General features: G+C 68.0%; 14 protein-coding genes. 6 read left to right on the top strand and 8 right to left on the bottom strand.

What is annotated here, in order from left to right; translation table 11 throughout:
- Nucleotides 1-11 precede the first annotated feature (11 nt).
- The 3 genes from QZ847_RS08325 to QZ847_RS08315 are packed head-to-tail and all read left to right on the top strand — an operon-like array spanning nucleotide 12 to nucleotide 4,880.
- Nucleotides 12-680, top strand: coding sequence for a thioredoxin domain-containing protein (locus QZ847_RS08325; RefSeq protein WP_294355333.1), 669 nt, complete (start codon nucleotides 12-14; stop codon nucleotides 678-680).
- A 15-nt stretch (nucleotides 681-695) separates the two neighbouring features.
- Nucleotides 696-1,424 (top strand): thioredoxin domain-containing protein, encoded by a 729-nt coding sequence (locus tag QZ847_RS08320; protein ID WP_294355330.1) that lies wholly within the window; start codon nucleotides 696-698, stop codon nucleotides 1,422-1,424.
- Between the two features lie 36 nt (nucleotides 1,425-1,460).
- Nucleotides 1,461-4,880, top strand: a complete 3,420-nt coding sequence (locus QZ847_RS08315) for an AAA family ATPase (protein WP_294355327.1) — start codon at nucleotides 1,461-1,463, stop codon at nucleotides 4,878-4,880.
- Here QZ847_RS08315 and QZ847_RS08310 read toward each other — a convergent pair.
- Nucleotides 4,822-6,087 carry a hypothetical protein gene (locus QZ847_RS08310; protein ID WP_294355324.1) on the bottom strand — a complete coding sequence of 422 codons (1,266 nt, stop codon included), beginning with the start codon at nucleotides 6,085-6,087 and terminating at the stop codon, nucleotides 4,822-4,824. The two genes, QZ847_RS08315 and QZ847_RS08310, sit on opposite strands and share 59 nt — an antisense overlap.
- A gap of 86 nt (nucleotides 6,088-6,173) precedes the next feature.
- Between QZ847_RS08310 and QZ847_RS08305 the strand changes: the two genes are divergently transcribed.
- Entirely contained in the window at nucleotides 6,174-7,421 is a 1,248-nt protein-coding gene (locus QZ847_RS08305; RefSeq protein ID WP_294355385.1) for a putative DNA modification/repair radical SAM protein, read from the top strand.
- Between the two features lie 4 nt (nucleotides 7,422-7,425).
- On the opposite strand, the gene QZ847_RS08300 is transcribed toward QZ847_RS08305, so the two are convergent.
- Entirely contained in the window at nucleotides 7,426-7,818 is a 393-nt protein-coding gene (locus QZ847_RS08300) for a GNAT family N-acetyltransferase (RefSeq protein ID WP_294355323.1), read from the bottom strand.
- A gap of 148 nt (nucleotides 7,819-7,966) precedes the next feature.
- On the opposite strand from QZ847_RS08300, the gene QZ847_RS08295 reads away from it, so the two are divergent.
- On the top strand, nucleotides 7,967-9,370 hold the full coding sequence (locus QZ847_RS08295) for a UdgX family uracil-DNA binding protein (RefSeq protein WP_294355320.1): 1,404 nt from the start codon (nucleotides 7,967-7,969) through the stop codon (nucleotides 9,368-9,370).
- A gap of 52 nt (nucleotides 9,371-9,422) precedes the next feature.
- On the opposite strand, the gene QZ847_RS08290 is transcribed toward QZ847_RS08295, so the two are convergent.
- Nucleotides 9,423-10,217, bottom strand: coding sequence for an aldo/keto reductase (locus QZ847_RS08290; protein WP_294355317.1), 795 nt, complete (start codon nucleotides 10,215-10,217; stop codon nucleotides 9,423-9,425).
- Nucleotides 10,218-10,310: 93 nt separating this feature from the next.
- Here QZ847_RS08290 and QZ847_RS08285 point away from each other — a divergent pair, with 93 nt between their 5' ends.
- Nucleotides 10,311-10,943 (top strand): DedA family protein, encoded by a 633-nt coding sequence (locus tag QZ847_RS08285; protein ID WP_294355315.1) that lies wholly within the window; start codon nucleotides 10,311-10,313, stop codon nucleotides 10,941-10,943.
- Between the two features lie 26 nt (nucleotides 10,944-10,969).
- Here the strand turns inward: QZ847_RS08285 and QZ847_RS08280 are convergent, their stop codons facing one another.
- From QZ847_RS08280 to QZ847_RS08260, 5 genes are all read right to left on the bottom strand, one after another.
- Nucleotides 10,970-11,422, bottom strand: a complete 453-nt coding sequence (locus tag QZ847_RS08280) for a hypothetical protein (RefSeq protein ID WP_294355312.1) — start codon at nucleotides 11,420-11,422, stop codon at nucleotides 10,970-10,972.
- A 9-nt stretch (nucleotides 11,423-11,431) separates the two neighbouring features.
- Nucleotides 11,432-11,965: a demethoxyubiquinone hydroxylase family protein gene (locus QZ847_RS08275; RefSeq protein ID WP_294355309.1), complete on the bottom strand. Its 534-nt coding sequence runs from the start codon at nucleotides 11,963-11,965 to the stop codon at nucleotides 11,432-11,434.
- Nucleotides 11,962-12,456, bottom strand: a complete 495-nt coding sequence (locus tag QZ847_RS08270) for a disulfide bond formation protein B (protein WP_294355308.1) — start codon at nucleotides 12,454-12,456, stop codon at nucleotides 11,962-11,964. Before QZ847_RS08270 ends, QZ847_RS08275 begins: the two co-directional genes overlap by 4 nt.
- On the bottom strand, nucleotides 12,453-13,838 hold the full coding sequence (locus QZ847_RS08265) for a S41 family peptidase (protein WP_294355306.1): 1,386 nt from the start codon (nucleotides 13,836-13,838) through the stop codon (nucleotides 12,453-12,455). Before QZ847_RS08265 ends, QZ847_RS08270 begins: the two co-directional genes overlap by 4 nt.
- Nucleotides 13,839-13,953: 115 nt before the next feature.
- On the bottom strand, nucleotides 13,954-15,096 hold the full coding sequence (locus QZ847_RS08260) for a peptidoglycan DD-metalloendopeptidase family protein (protein WP_294355303.1): 1,143 nt from the start codon (nucleotides 15,094-15,096) through the stop codon (nucleotides 13,954-13,956).
- Between the last annotated feature and the right edge of the window lie 2 nt (nucleotides 15,097-15,098).

Here is a 15,098-nt window from a genome sequence, read left to right as displayed (position 1 = left end):
AAACGGCCGACATGAAGACGCTCCTGCCCCTGCTCGCCGCAACGATGTTTGCCGCCGCGCCCGCCGGCGCGGCCCCGCGACCGTGGACCGCGGTGGCAGCTCCGGTCGCGACCGGTAGCTATCTGATCGGCAATCCCAAGGCCAAGGTGCGGCTGGTCGAGATCCTGAGCTACACCTGCCCGCACTGCGCGCATTTCGCCGCCGAGTCGGAGCCTAGCATCAAGGCGATGGTCCGCTCGGGCACGCTCGCGGTCGAAGTGCGCAACCAGCTGCACGACAAGACCGATCTTGCCGCCGCGACGCTGGCCCGGTGCGCGGGACCGAAGGCCTTTCCAGCAGTGCATGCGGCGTTCCTTGCCCGACAGCAGGACTGGATCACCCGCGCGATCGAGTGGGACGGCGCCAACGCCGCGCGGATCGCGAGCTACCCGCAGACCGCGCAGCTGCGCGCGCTGGCGGACGGGGCCGGGCTGACGGCGATCGCGCGGAAGGCGGGCGTCGCTCCGGCGGCAATCGACGCGTGCTTCGCCAACGAGACTGCGCTGAACGCTGCGCTCAAGGTGTCGCAATCGACCGAGGTGGCGGCGGGCACGCCCGCGTTCATCCTGAACGGCAAGTTGATCCAGACGGTGACCTGGGCGCAATTGCAGCCGATGCTGCGCGCGGCCGGCGCGAAATAAGAAGCGGAGTTGATCATGAAGCGTATCGCACTTCTCGCCGGCGCGCTGGCGCTGATGACCGGCTGCAGCGGCAGCAACGACGCGCCAAGCGCACCCGCCGGCTCGGTCAAGGCAGCCGCTGCGCCGACCGGACAGGATTGGACGCAGACGGTGTCGCAGACACCTGAGGGCGGCTTCGTCGCGGGCAACCCGAATGCACCGCTCAAGCTGGTCGAATATGGCTCACGGTTGTGCCCGACGTGCGGCGCGTTCGCCAACACCGGCATGCGCCCGCTGATGGACAATTACGTAAAAACCGGAAAGGTCTCGTACGAATTCCGCGAGTTCCTGGTCCACGGCGCACCCGATTTCCCGCCCGCGTTGCTCGGCCGTTGCGGCGGGACACAGCCGTTCTTCCCGTTGCTGGAGGAAATGTTTGCGGCACAGCCGACCGTGCTGCCCAAGATGGAGGATGCGGGCGCGTTCCAGCAGGCGCAGCAGGGCAAGAAGCCGGGTCAGATCTTCACCGCCTGGGCCGAGAAGCTGGGCTTCATCGATTTCGTCAAGCAGCGCGGGATCCCCGAGGCGCAGGCGCGCGCGTGCCTAACCGACGAAAAGCAGATCGAGGCGCTGACCAAGTACATGGACGCAGGCACCGAAAAGGGCGTGCAGGGAACGCCGACGTTCTTCCTGAACGGCAACAAGCTCGACAATGTCGTGACGTGGGACGGGGTCCAGGGCGCGTTGAAGAACGCGGGCGCCTGACACCCACCTCACGCGCGTAAAAGGGAGCGTCCGCGCGTGCAGATCAAGCGGCTGCGGTTGACGGGGTTCAAGAGCTTCGTCGACCCGGCCGACCTGGTGATCGAGCCGGGGCTGACGGGCGTGGTCGGCCCGAACGGCTGCGGCAAGTCCAACCTGCTCGAGGCGCTGCGCTGGACAATGGGGGAGAACTCCGCCCGGTCGATGCGCGGCGCCGGCATGGAGGACGTGATCTTCGCCGGTACCGCCACGCGGCCGCCGCGTGATTTCGCCGAGGTGTCGATTCTACTGGAGCAGGACGCGGGCGAAGAAACCGAAGTCGTGCGGCGAATCGAACGCGGCGCAGGCTCGGCTTACCGGATCGATGGGCGCGACGTACGCGCGAAGGACGTGCAGCTGCTGTTCGCCGATGCGGCAACCGGCGCGCACAGCCCCGCGCTGGTGAGCCAGAACCGCATCGGTGCTGTCATCGCCGCCAAGCCCGCTGATCGCCGCGCGATGCTGGAGGAGGCCGCGGGAATCGCGGGTCTGCACGTCCGGCGTCGCGACGCGGAGGCGCGGCTGCGCGCGACCGAGGCGAACCTGGAGCGGCTCGACGCGGTGATCGCCGATACCGACGCGCGCGTGAATGCGCTCAGGCGACAGGCACGAACTGCCGAACGCTATCGCGCGCTATCCGGGGCAATTCGGGTGGCGGAGGCGCGGACCATCTTCGCGCAGTGGCGCGACGCCGATCAGGCCGCGATCTCGGCGCGCGACGAGGCGCGGATGGCCGACGCCGCGGTTATTGCGGCGCAGGACGCGCATGACACGGCCGCAGCCGCGCAGGACGCCGCGATCGCGGCGCTAGCGGAGGCGCGCGCCATCACGCTCGCCGCGCGCGATCATGCCAGCGAGGCCGCGCACATTCTCGCGGCGTTGCGGGGCGAAGCCACCGCGGCCGAGCGGCGCAGGACCGAGCTGGAACAGGCAGCTGCAGCGATTGCGAGGGATCGGGATCGCGAAGGAGCGCTCGCGAACGAAGCGGCAGCAGCGCTCGCAACGCTCGGGAGCGACACCAAGGCACTCGAGCGCGCTGCCGCGGAGGCCGAAGCTGGATTGCCCGGACTGGAGGCGGCGCTGAGTGCGGCGGAGCGGCTGGGGCGCGATGCCGAAGTCGCGCTGGCGCAGGCGCTCGCGGCTCAGGCGAGCGAGCAGGCGGAGGCGCGGATTGCGCAAGCGGCGCTCACGCAAGCGCAGGCGCGGCTCGCTCGCGCCGATCACGAGCGCGCTGTGGCGGCCGAGGCGCTGAACGCGATCGCGCGAAGCGAGCCGGTCGTGGCCGAGCGTGAGGCGGCGATTAGCGCGCAAACAGTTGCGCGCACGGCCCGCGAGCAAGCGCGCGGCTTATTGACTGCGGCAGAGGGGGCCGAACGTGCCGCCTTCGCAGACCGCGATACCGCCGAACAGGCACGCGCGTCGACGCATGCCGAACAGGTGGCGCTTGAGGCGGAGCAAGCAACCCTCGCACGCGCACTCAAGCGCGGCGGACGCGAGCGGTTGCTCGATCGCGTGACGGTCGCATCGGGTTACGAGCGCGCCCTAGCCGCGGCGCTGGGCGACGATCTGGAAATCGGGCTCGCTGTCGGCGACGCTGCCTATTGGGCGGGTGCGGAGCGGCGCGGCGATGATCCCGTCGCACCCGCCGGTGGCGAACCGCTGAGCCTGCACGTCGAGGCACCAGCGGTGCTCGCGCGACGGCTGGCGCAGGTGTTCGTGGTCGCGGCGGACGACGGCACGGCGCTCGCGGTAGGTCAGCGCCTGGTGACGCGGAACGGCAAGATGCGGCGGTGGGATGGCCTGATCGTCACCGGCGGTGGTTTGGCTGCCGCCGAGCGGCTGACGCGGCAGAACCGACTATCCGCGATCGAGGCGGCCTTGCCGGCGGCGCAACAGGCAGCAAGCGAGGCGGCGGCATCGCTCCGCTCGGTAAACGGGGCGATTGCTGCCGCGCAGGGCGATGCGCGCGCGGCGCGGAGTGCGATCACGCGGGCGGAGGCTGACATACGCGAGGCCCAGGCTGGTCAGGCACGCGCGGAGACGATGCTCGAGCGGATCGAGGGGCAGCGGGCCGACGCCGCCGCGCGCGAGCGCCGCGCGGCGCGCGACCGCGACGAGGCGGCAACCGATGTGGCGCGCGCCGAGGTGGCGGTCGCGGAACTCCCGGATTCGAGTGCGACCGCCAGCACGATCGCGGCGCTGCGACGCGACGATGCAGCGCGGCGACAGGCGGTCGATGTCGCACGCGGGGCGAGGCAGGCGAGCGAGCGGCAGGCGGCAGTGCTGCGCGAACGGCTCGCGGGCATGCTGGGCGATGCCAAGAGCTGGCGGGCGCGCGCGGGCGACGCCGCGCGGCGGATTGCCGACATGACGAAGCGCGAGCGCGAGATCGCGCGCGAGCTCGCCGTTATCGTGCCAAAGCTGCCAGAGCTTGCCCATGCCGTCGAGCAGGCGGTTGAGACACATGGCGCGGCTCGTGCCGAAATGACGCGGGCCAGCGCGGACGAGCAGGCCCACGAGCGGACGCTGCGCGATGCGGAGAGTAATGCGCGGCAGACGGGCGAGACGCTGTCGGTCGCGCGCGAGCGACGTGCGGGCGCTGCCGCGCGCGCCGACCATCATGAATCGCGCCGTGTCGACCTCGGGCGCCGCGCGGGCGAGCGTTTCGAATGTCCCGCGCCCGTACTGCCTGAGAGGATCGGCTTCGCGCCCGCTGAAGTCGGATCGCCAGAGATCGAGGCGACCGCGTACGAGCGGCTGACGCGCGAGCGCGAGCGGATCGGCCCGGTCAATCTGGTTGCCCAGCAGGAACTGGCCGAGCTGGAAGCGTCAGGCGCGGGCAACGCCGCCGAGCGAGCCGAACTTGGGCAGGCGGTCAACCGCCTGCGCGGATCAATTGGCACGCTCAACCGCGAGGGGCGCGAGCGGCTGCTCGCCGCGTTCGAGGCCGTCGACCGGCATTTTCGCCGGCTTTTCGCGACGTTGTTCGATGCCGGGTACGGCGTCAGCGGCCAAGCCCATCTCGAATTGATCGACTCGGACGATCCGCTCGAAGCGGGCCTCGAGATCATGGCGCAGCCGCCGGGCAAGCGGCTGCAATCGCTGACCTTGCTATCGGGCGGTGAGCAGGCGCTGACCGCGGTGGCGCTGATCTTCGGACTGTTCCTGACCAACCCGGCACCGATTTGCGTGCTCGACGAGGTCGATGCGCCGTTGGACGACGCCAATATCGATCGCTTCTGCGCGCTGCTCGAGCGGATGACGCGCGAGACGCGGACGCGCTATCTGGTCGTCACGCACAATGCAGTGACGATGAGCCGCATGCACCGCCTGTTCGGCGTGACGATGATCGAGCGCGGGGTCAGCCGGCTGGTATCGGTCGACCTGGGGAGTGCGGAGCGGCTGCTCGCGGCGGAGTAACGCGGCTGATCCACGCGGGCGCAGGGTCGCGCACCGCCGCCCAGATGATCCACAGGACGGCGACGCCGCGGACGGCAGCGGCGGTGGCGACGTCGACCTGGCTGGCGGAGGGCCACGCTCCCTCCAGCCCGGCGAAGAGCCAGAACTCGGCGAAATAGGCGAGCAGATCGCCGAGCAGGAACAGTGCGAGCGGTCGCGCGCGCGTGCCGGTCAGGACCAGGAGCGGCCACAGCCACAGGTCGAACTGCGGCGACCATACCTTGTTGGTGAGCAGGAACCACGCGAGGACGGGCGTGAACAGTACCCACAAATGCGCCGCGTGCCGCCGCCAGCCCGCAAGCACGATTCCGGTGGCGCCGACGAAAAAGGCGATCAGCGCCAGCCGATTGCGCGCCGGAATGTCGGTCGGGTACCAGTTGAAGGTATTGGCAAGCTCCCACACGCTGGCCGCGGTGCCGCTGCGCTGACTGGAAAAGGCGTAGAACTCGCTCCAGTTGGTGAAGGCGGTCGCCGCGACCGGCAGGTTAACCGCGCCCCAAGCAGCGAGCGCGACCGCGACGAGCGATGCCGCGCGCGTAACGTTGGCGCCGATCGTACCTCCTCGCCGCAGCAGTGCGGCGAGGCCCAGCAGCGGGAGCAGCAACAGCGGAAACAGCTTCGCCGCGCCGCCAAGCGCTGCGAGCGCGGTCGCGCGTACGTCCTGCCCGCGTGATGCCGCGAGCACCGCCGCAACCGCGAGGCTGCCGGCGAGCAAATCCCAATTATGCGCGACGTACAGCACCAGCGGGGGAGCGAGCGCCCAGGCATACTGGCGCAACCGGCCGACGCCTGCCCGCTGCATCAGGTGGAGGATCAGATAGGCGAAAGCGGTGTTGCCGAGCCACACCGCGGTCAAAAAGTCGGCCGCGTCGGGTCGCCCGAGCCCCAGCACGCGCGCGACCAATCCCTCGACCCAGATCAGCGCGCCGGTGAGCACGGGATATTCCATCCGCGCCTGAAAATACGGCACCTGCCCCGCCGCGACCCCGCGCAAGCCCCAGAACGGCACCGCGTCGCTGTAGCAGCCGGTGGTATATTGCTCGGTGCCCAGCCAGTACGCCCCGCAGTGGAGCTTAAATGCGAGCCCGGCGAGACAGGTGAGCGCGAGCGCCCAATAGGGTGCCTCGTCCCCCAATCGGGGGGACCATCGATCGATCACGTCGCGCATCGCGCCACGTCTTGGCCGAGCACGAGCAGGCCGGCAAGCGACGGCACAAGCTCGACATTTCGGTCACGCGAACATATATCGAACGCATGGCGCAGCTCGATGTCAAACAGAAGCTGGCAATCCTGGCCGATGCGGCGAAGTACGACGCGTCATGTGCCTCCTCGGGCACGTCGAAGCGCGACAGTCGCGATGGTAAGGGGCTTGGTTCGACCGAGGGGATGGGCATCTGCCATGCCTATGCGCCCGATGGTCGCTGCATCTCGCTGCTCAAGATTCTGCTGACCAACAGCTGCATTTTCGACTGTCATTATTGCATCAACCGCAAGAGTTCGAACGTGCGGCGCGCGCGCTTCACCGCGCAAGAAGTCGTGAACCTCACGCTGTCCTTCTACCGTCGCAACTACATTGAGGGGCTATTTCTGTCGTCGGGCATCATCTCGTCGCCCGATTATACGATGGAGCAGATCGTCGAGGTCGCGCGCAGCTTGCGCGAGGATCATCATTTCCGCGGCTACATCCACCTCAAGACGATCCCCGATGCCGACCCCGAGCTGGTCCATCAGGCGGGACTTTACGCGGATCGCGTGTCGATCAACGTCGAGCTGCCGACCTCGTCGGGGCTAAAGCGGCTCGCGCCGGAAAAGGACGAAGTGCGGATCGAGGGGGCGATGCGCGGGGTCAAGGCGTCGATTGCCGACCTGTCCGACGCGAAGGCCAAGTACAAGTCGGCGCCGCGCTTCGCGCCTGCCGGTCAGTCGACGCAGATGATCGTCGGCGCGGACGCGGCGACCGACGGTGATATCGTCGGCAAGGCTTCGCAATTGTACGACCGCTTCAATCTGCGGCGCGTCTATTATTCGGCGTTCAGCCCCATCCCGGACGCGAGTGCGGTCCTGCCGCTGCAGCGTCCTCCGCTGATGCGCGAGCACCGGCTGTATCAGTCCGACTGGCTAATGCGCTTTTACGAGTTCCAGCCGCACGAAGTCGTCGCCGCGACCGATGCCGCGACGGGCATGCTGCCGCTCGACATTGATCCCAAGCTCGCTTGGGCGCTGAAGTTTCGCGAGCACTTTCCCGTCGACGTGAACCGTGCGCCGCGCGAGGCGCTGTTGCGCGTGCCCGGGCTGGGTACGAAGGCAGTGAAGAACATTCTTGCCTCGCGGCGCTGGCGACGGCTGCGGCTAGACGATGTGGCGCGACTGACCGTCTCTATTGCCAAGATCAGGCCGTTCATCGTCACCGACGACTGGCGCCCGGTGTCGCTGACCGATCGTGCCGAGTTGAAGCCACTGGTCGCACCCAAGAAGCAGCAGCTTGAGCTTTTCGCGGCCTGACCCGTCACCAAAGCGAGCGTATCATTCGGTGATTATCGATCGGCATGCCATTTAGGGAGAAGTCGCGTCGGTGCGCCAACGTGAAGCCGTGCCGCTCAAACAGACCGCGCGCCAATTTGCTCGCCTCGACATGCAGATCGGGCATGCCCGCGACCTGCGCGTGGTCGATCAGCGCCGCGACGATTCCTGATGCGACGCCGGTGCCGGCTGCGTCGGAATGGCAGTAGAGCAGGGCAATATGGCCGTTTGCCTCCACGTTGTCGAAGCCGATCACCGCGCCCTCACTGTCACAGCCGACAGCGTTCGCCGTCCATCGACGGCGCGCGCCACGAAGTATTCGGGATCGGGTTCGTCGGGTGCCCAGCGCGTACACCGCGATGAAGTAGATACGCGCCATCACGGGTGCGTCGCCGGCGCGATAATCACGGATCGTTACTGCGCTGGGCTTGTCATCCAGCCTGACTAGCGCGCCACTCAAGTGCGTGTCACCGCCGCTCGAACGCCGATCCGCAACCGGTGCGGGCGGTTGCGGGTTGTGTGAGGGCATGCGCGTGGTCACCCTCCCCTTGCCCGACGATTTCGACGCCTGGCGCGACGCGGCGCGCGGGTTGGCCGTCGATGGCGTCCCGCCCGATGAAGTGGTGTGGCAGGTCGGCGACGTGCCCGGCGACCTGTTCGCCGCGGCCGGCGGGGACGCGCCTGCGCCGCGCCACGATTCGACGGCCCCCGCGCTCAAGGTGTCACGTGCGTTCCTTGATCTCGCGCGCAGTGCGGTGCTGCATAGCGACCCGGAGCGGTTTGCCTTGCTCTACACCACGCTCTTTCGCCTGCGCCGCGAACCCAGGCTGGTGGAGGATCAGGCCGATCCGCTGGTGCGCCGGCTCGATGGTCTCGCCAAGCACGTGCGACGCGACATCCACAAGATGCGCGCGTTCCTGCGCTTTCGCGAGGTAGAGGAGGACGGCGCCGCGCGTTTCGTCGCGTGGTGGGAGCCCGACCATCACATCGTGCGCGCCAACGCGGCGTTCTTCGTCAACCGCTTCGCCAGCATGCGCTGGTCGATCCTGACGCCCGAGGTCTCGCTCCACTGGGACGGGGCGGCGCTGTCGCAAGGACCGGGTGCGCAGCGCGGCGACGCCCCCGACGGCGATCCGATCGAGGACGTGTGGAAGACCTATTACGCCAGCATCTTCAATCCCGCGCGCGTCAAGGTCGGCGCGATGCTGAAGGAGATGCCGCGCAAATATTGGAAGAACATGCCGGAAACCGCGCTCGTGCCCGAGCTGCTGGCGACCGCGCAGGCACGGGAGAGCGGGATGATCACGCAGGCACGCAGCAGCATCGGCGGCAATGCGCAAGCGGCGTGGGAGGCGCTGCGCGAGGAAGCGATGAGCTGCACGCGCTGCCACCTGTACAAGCATGCGACGCAGACGGTGTTTGGCGAGGGGCCGGTTTCGGCTTCGATGATGTTCGTCGGTGAGCAGCCGGGCGATCAGGAGGATCTGGCCGGGCATCCCTTCGTCGGTCCGGCGGGTCAGGTATTCAACCGCGCGCTTGCCGAGGCCGGAATCACGCGCGATGAAACCTACGTCACCAATGCGGTGAAGCATTTCAAATTCGAGCCGCGCGGCAAGCGGCGCATCCACGCCAAGCCCGACGCGGGCGAGATCACCGCATGCCGCTGGTGGATCGAACAGGAGCAAATGCTGCTCCGCCCCAAGGTGACAGTAGCGCTGGGCGCCACTGCAGCACGCAGTCTGTTCGGCAAGGTAATGACGATCGGGCGCGAGCGCGGCCGGGCGCTGACGTTACCCGGCGAAGGCGGTGGCACCGCGTGGATAACGGTGCACCCTAGCTACCTGCTCCGCCTGCCCGACGAGGCGGCGCAGGAGAGTGAATATGCGAAGTTCGTCGAAGACCTGAAAGCCGCGCACGCACTCACGGGATGAACGACGCAGCGGATCACAAGCCCATGCGGCGCCGTCGCTGTCCGAACCGGCGTCAGCCGCTCGCCGGATCTGGTCCCATGCGGCCGTCAGCGTCGTCCATCGCGTCGATCGCCGCAATGTCATCGGCCGAGAGCGTTATCTCTCGCGCAGCAAAATTGCTAGCGAGGCGATCGACGTTGCCCGTCTTCGGAATGACCGAGAAGCCTTTCGCCAGGTGCCAGGCGATAATGACCTGCGCCGGGGTCGCGCCGATGCGATCCGCGATGCCGACGATCCGCTCGGCGTTGAGCGTCTCGCCCTGCCCGAGCGGGCTCCAACTCTGCGTCACGATCCCGTGATCGGCGTTGTAGGCAGCGCAGTCGCGCTGCTGGAAGGTCGGGTGGAGCTCAATCTGGTTGACCGCGGGCGTGACGCCGGTCGCTTCGATAATGCGGTCGAGGTGTTCGGGCATGAAGTTCGACACGCCAATTGAGCGTGCCTTGCCGGCCTCGCGAAGGTCGACCAGCGCCTTCCACGCATCGACGTAATCGTCAGCCGCCGGGCACGGCCAGTGGATAAGGTACAGATCAATCGCGTCGCGGCCGAGCAGGGCCAGACTCTCGTCGAGCGCCGCGGCCGCGTCGGTATGGCGGTCGTTCCAGAGCTTGGTTGTCAGGAACACGTCGTCGTGTACCAGCCCCTCACCCACGCCGCGCTCATTATGGTAGATCGCGGCAGTGTCGACGAGGCGGAAGCCTGCGTCGAGCCCGGCGCGGACGATCGTCGCGACCTGCGCATCGGGAATCTGGTAGGTGCCCAGGCCAAGCTGCGGCATCGTACGGCCGTCGTTCAAGGTAAGATTGGTCATGCCGTGACGAACCGTTGCTGCACGGCACGGTTCCGAGAGGAGAGTTCCGAAAGCGGCTTCCTTTCGACCGGCGTTTCGCGCAAGCGCGCGAACATGGTCGAGAAGATCCTGGCAACGCTCGCGGCATTCGCCATCGCCGTTATTTCCGGCATGGGCTATTTCGGCATCGTGCTGCTGATGGCGATCGAGAGCGCGTGCATTCCGCTCCCTTCCGAAATCATCATGCCATTCGCTGGTTATCTGGTCTCGACCGGGCGGTTCGAGCTGTTCGCCGCCGCGACGGCGGGCGCGATCGGGTGCAATCTGGGGTCGATCGTCGCGTACGAGATCGGCAAGCGCGGCGGCCGGCCGCTGGCGGAAAAGTTCGGGCGTTACGTGCTGATCGGACCGGGCGAGCTCGACCTGGCCGATCGCTTCTTCAACAAATGGGGCGGTTTCGCGATCCTGATCGGGCGGATGCTGCCCGTCATCCGCACCTTTATCGCGTTCCCAGCGGGCGTCGCACGGATGAAGCTGATCCCGTTCCACGTCTATACGTTCGTCGGATCATGGCCGTTCTGCCTGCTGCTGGCGTGGGTCGGCATGAAGCTGGGCAACCAGTGGAACAGCGATCCGCGGTTGAAGGCGTTCTTCCACCGCGCCGATGCAGTGATCGGCGTGGTGCTGGTCGCGCTGATCGCCTTCTACATCTGGCACCGCGTGCGAGGCGTGAAGAAGCACGGCTGATCGAGCGCTGATAGCAGCGCCCGCATTTACGGCAGGTCAGGCGTTTCGGCCTTCTTGACCGCCTGACGCTCGCGCTTCCACGCCGACAGGTCCTGCACGTTGCACCCGGTAGCGCCTGCCGCGCCGACCGCGGAGCAGGTGCCGACACCAGTGTTGCCGACGGTGCGATTGGCCTGTTCCTTGACCGCCCAACTCGCATTCTCGGGCGTCACCTCGAAATTGCGGAGTTCTTTGGGGATACGGAACTGCTCCTCGGCGGAGCGGCGGACGCAGACGACGATTTCCTCGTTGTTCGCGTTGGTCGGGCAACGCTCGTTGCCGTAGAGGACGAGCACGCCGTTGACGGGTGCGCTCTTCGACACGCCTTCCGCCGCGGTCACCTTTGCGATGCGCGGCGTCGTCGGCGCGGGCGGGCCGGAGCCTTGTGCCAGCGCAGTGTTCGCCGCGAGCATCAGCGGCAGGGCAATCAGAGCACGCATGAGCCTTCCTCAGATACGTTTCGCTGCGGCGATTGCGACGCGGCAGCCGAGCCGGATCGCAGCCGACATGATCGGATAGCCGAACGCCTGCTCGGCCCCGTGCGCTAGCGCGGTGTCGCGGTGCTCGAGCTCCTCGGCCTGAAACTCGCGGATCGCGTCGGACAGCTCGGGATCGCTGTCGCCCAGTTCGGCGAGCTGATCCTCGTAATGCTTGTCGATCTCGGTCTCGACCGCCGCCGTGCACGCCATCGCCGCATTGGGCCCGATCGCGGCGGTCACCGCGCCGAGCGCGAAGCCCGCCGCGTCCCAGAACGGCGCGAGCAGCGTCGGGCGCACGCCGCGCTCCGCGATCATGCGGTCGAAGAAAGCGCGGTGCTTTTCCTCCTGCAACGCCATGCCCGCGATCTCGCGCGCGACTGCGGTGCGGTGGCCCATCACCGCGAGTTGCCCGGCATAGATGCGCGTCGCGCCGAACTCGCCCGCCTGATCGACGCGGATCATCGACTCACTCTTCGCGGGACGATCACCAGGCTTCCACGTCATACACGCCTCCTGAGCAGCCAGCCGATCACGCCAGCACCGACGAGCGACACCGCGGCGTTCCACCCTGCGAGCGAAACACCGAACAGCGTCCACTGCGCTGCGTCACATCGAACGATGGGGGCGGCGAGCAGATCCTTCAACATCGCGTCGGTCGATCGCCCTGCACCACTGATCGTCATCGTGCAGGCGGTGATCCCCTGCCACCAATGATATTCGACCCCGGCGTGGAAGACGCCGATCAGCCCAGAGATCGCGATCAGCGCCGCGGCGCCGGCGACCAGCGTCGCCTTCGTCCGCGCGCCGCCCGCGACGAACGACAGGACGGCGAGCACGAGCGCGCCATAATGCGGCCACCGCTGCCAATGGCACATCTCGCACGGGTAAAGATGCCCGATCAGCTGGAAACTCCAGGCCCCCGCGAGCAGTGCGGCGGGGACGAGGAACGCGAGGATGCGCGCGCGGCGCTGCGAGGCGTTGAGGATCGCGGTCACTTGCGCGGGGTTCCGGGCGCGCGCGTCGGGGTGGCGCCGGGTGCAGGCTTCGCCATCGACGCGGTGACCGCAGCGACCTGCTGCGCGCCGCCGAGCCGCGCGACGGTCTTGAGCGCATACCAGAGCTGGAAGTCCTTGATTCCTTGCTTCTCAAGGCTCGCCGGCGTGGCGGTGAAGCGGGGGTCTTCCTTGGTGTCCTCCTCCAGCACCGCATTGTCGGGCGACTTGATCTCGTTAATCAGGTGGCGGCGCAGATCGGCCTCGCGGAACACGGGGCGTGTCTTGTAATCGGGGTCGGACAGCTGCGGCACGCGGATGTCGGGTTCGATCCCACCCTCCTGCACGCTGCGCCCCGATGGCGTGAAATAGCGCGCGGTGGTGAGGCGCAGCGCGGTGCGCGGCCCGAGCGGCAGCAGCGTCTGCACCGAACCCTTGCCGAACGTCTTCTCGCCCATGATCAGCGCGCGGTGATGATCCTGCAACGCGCCCGCGACGATCTCGCTGGCCGACGCAGTGCCTGAGTCGGTCAACACGACAACTGGCAGCCCCTTGGCATCATCACCGGGCTTGGCGAAGTAACGCTCGATATCGGCCTTGTCGCGCCCGCGCTGCGAGACGATCTCGCCGTGGTCTAGGAACGCGTCGCTGACCGCAATCGCCTGCGTCAGCAGCCCGCCGCCGTTCTCGCGCAGGTCGACCACGTAGCCGAGCGGCTTATGCCCCAGCGCCTTGTCGATGCCCATGATCGCCGCGCGCGTGTCCGCGCCGGTATTCTCGGAAAAGGTGTTGATGTTAATGTAGCCGACATCGCCCTTTACCTCCCATTTGACCGGACGCTGGACGATCACCTCGCGTACCAGGGTGACGTCGATCGGCTTGTCGCGACCTGGACGGATCAGCGTCAGCGTCACCTTCGATCCGGGCTTTCCGCGCATCTGCGACGTCGCCTCGTCGAGCGTGCCGCCGTAGATCAGCTTGCCGTTGATGTGGGTGATGTAATCGCCCGACTTGATCCCAGCGCGCCCCGCGGGCGTATCCTCCTGCGGCGCAACGACCTTGACCGCGCCATCCTCCATCGAGACGGTCAGGCCAAGACCACCGTAATTGCCCTCCGTCATGATGCGCAGGTTGTCGAAATCGGACGCGTCGACGTAGCTGGAATGTGGGTCGAGCGCGGCGAGCATGCCGTCGATAGCGCCCTTTACCAGCTGCTCGTCGGTGACCTTGTCGACGTAATCCGCCTTTACGCGGTTGTAGACGTCGAGGAACTTGTCGAGTTCGCGGTAGGTGCTGGTGTCGGCCGCGGCCATCGCGCCGGTGGCGACCGGCACGAGCGCGACCGTGGCGACGAGTGCCGTGGCCTGGAGCAGTTTCGACTTCATGCGGTGAGCGCTTGATCCTCGAGGGCGTAGGGACGGCGGTGTAGCGGAAAACCGAGGTGTATCAAAGCAGCACGGGGCTTAACCGCGGCTGAGCGGACCTGCGCCGGTTCCCGCGTCAGATCAGCAGGGTGAGGTCGACCGGGCGACCGCGACGGCGCAGCTCCACGGTGACCTGCGGCGCCTCGTCGCCAGCCTTTGGGGACCCCGCCACACCGATCAGCGCGCCGGCCGCGACCTGCTGCTCGCGCGTGACCGAGAGCTGGGCAAGCCCGGCCAGCAGCGTGACCCAACCTTGCCCGTGATCGATGATAACGATCGTGCCGAAACCGCGAAATGGTTGCGCGAAGACGATCCGCCCGGCCGCGGGAGCGATGACGCACGCGGCCGGCGCGACCGCGAAGGTCAGCCCGCGCGCGCGCACGCCATTGTCGGACAGCTCACCGAAGCCGGTCACGAGCCGCCCCTTCACCGGCAGGCGGTAAGGCGCCGCCATCTCGGCCGACATCGCCGGGATCGGCGGGCCGGGCAGCGACACCAGGCTGGCGAGCGTCGCCTGCGCATCACCTGCACCGCGCAGGCGGTCGACCGCATCGCGCGCGCGCTCTCCCAGAGCCAACGCGCGGTCGGACGCGGTACCGGCGTCGAGCGGCTCGTCGCGCAGCGCCGCGAGGGCGCGTCGTGCATCCAGCAGCTGCGTGCGCCCGGCGCCGAGTTCCGCCTGCGTGGCCGCCGCACTGGCGTGAAGCGCGCGGGTCTGCGCCAACTCGCTGCGGATCGCGGCAGTCCGCCGGCGCACCACCGGCAACGCGGCGTCGAGCACCGCGCGCACGTGAACCAGATCGTCGAGGCTGCCCGGCTGAACGATCGCGATCGCGGCGGGGCGGCGCGCGAGTGCGGTCAAGCCGCTCAACAATCGTGCGATCGGTCCCTGCTGCGCGGCGAGTTGTTCGCGCTGTCCGGCGAGTGCCTTGTCGGTCGCGGCGGCGCGAAGATCGGCGAGCGCGATCTCGGCTTCGGCTACCTCGACCCGCGCCTCCAACGCAGCCTCGCTGAAGCGCGCGCGGCGGGTCGGGTTGCCGGTCGCGGCGGCGGCGCGATCGGCCTGCGCGGCGCGCGCCTGTGCGGCGGTGCGGTTCGCGCGGGCGGTGCGTAGCGCGGCGCTGGTCGTCAGTTCGGGTGCCGCGGTCGCCTGTGCGACAAGCCCGAGCAGGCTTCCACTGAGCAACAGCGCGGCAACCGCCGACAGGAGCCGACGCACGC

The organism is uncultured Sphingomonas sp. (genome assembly GCF_913778135.1).
Lineage (GTDB): Bacteria > Pseudomonadota > Alphaproteobacteria > Sphingomonadales > Sphingomonadaceae > Sphingomonas.
This window is presented reverse-complemented; position numbering and strand designations above follow the sequence as displayed.

Excerpts from the sequence above, each read along its gene's own strand:
- QZ847_RS08280 (WP_294355312.1), bottom strand. The coding sequence starts at position 11,422 with ATGCGTGCTCTGATTGCCCTGCCGCTGATGCTCGCGGCGAACACTGCG.
- QZ847_RS08275 (WP_294355309.1), bottom strand. The coding sequence starts at position 11,965 with ATGACGTGGAAGCCTGGTGATCGTCCCGCGAAGAGTGAGTCGATGATC.
- QZ847_RS08310 (WP_294355324.1), bottom strand. The coding sequence starts at position 6,087 with ATGCGCGACGTGATCGATCGATGGTCCCCCCGATTGGGGGACGAGGCA.
- QZ847_RS08300 (WP_294355323.1), bottom strand. The coding sequence starts at position 7,818 with ATGGCGCGTATCTACTTCATCGCGGTGTACGCGCTGGGCACCCGACGA.
- QZ847_RS08295 (WP_294355320.1), top strand. The coding sequence starts at position 7,967 with ATGCGCGTGGTCACCCTCCCCTTGCCCGACGATTTCGACGCCTGGCGC.
- QZ847_RS08265 (WP_294355306.1), bottom strand. The coding sequence starts at position 13,838 with ATGAAGTCGAAACTGCTCCAGGCCACGGCACTCGTCGCCACGGTCGCG.
- QZ847_RS08290 (WP_294355317.1), bottom strand. The coding sequence starts at position 10,217 with ATGACCAATCTTACCTTGAACGACGGCCGTACGATGCCGCAGCTTGGC.
- QZ847_RS08285 (WP_294355315.1), top strand. The coding sequence starts at position 10,311 with ATGGTCGAGAAGATCCTGGCAACGCTCGCGGCATTCGCCATCGCCGTT.
- QZ847_RS08305 (WP_294355385.1), top strand. The coding sequence starts at position 6,174 with ATGGCGCAGCTCGATGTCAAACAGAAGCTGGCAATCCTGGCCGATGCG.
- QZ847_RS08320 (WP_294355330.1), top strand. The coding sequence starts at position 696 with ATGAAGCGTATCGCACTTCTCGCCGGCGCGCTGGCGCTGATGACCGGC.
- QZ847_RS08325 (WP_294355333.1), top strand. The coding sequence starts at position 12 with ATGAAGACGCTCCTGCCCCTGCTCGCCGCAACGATGTTTGCCGCCGCG.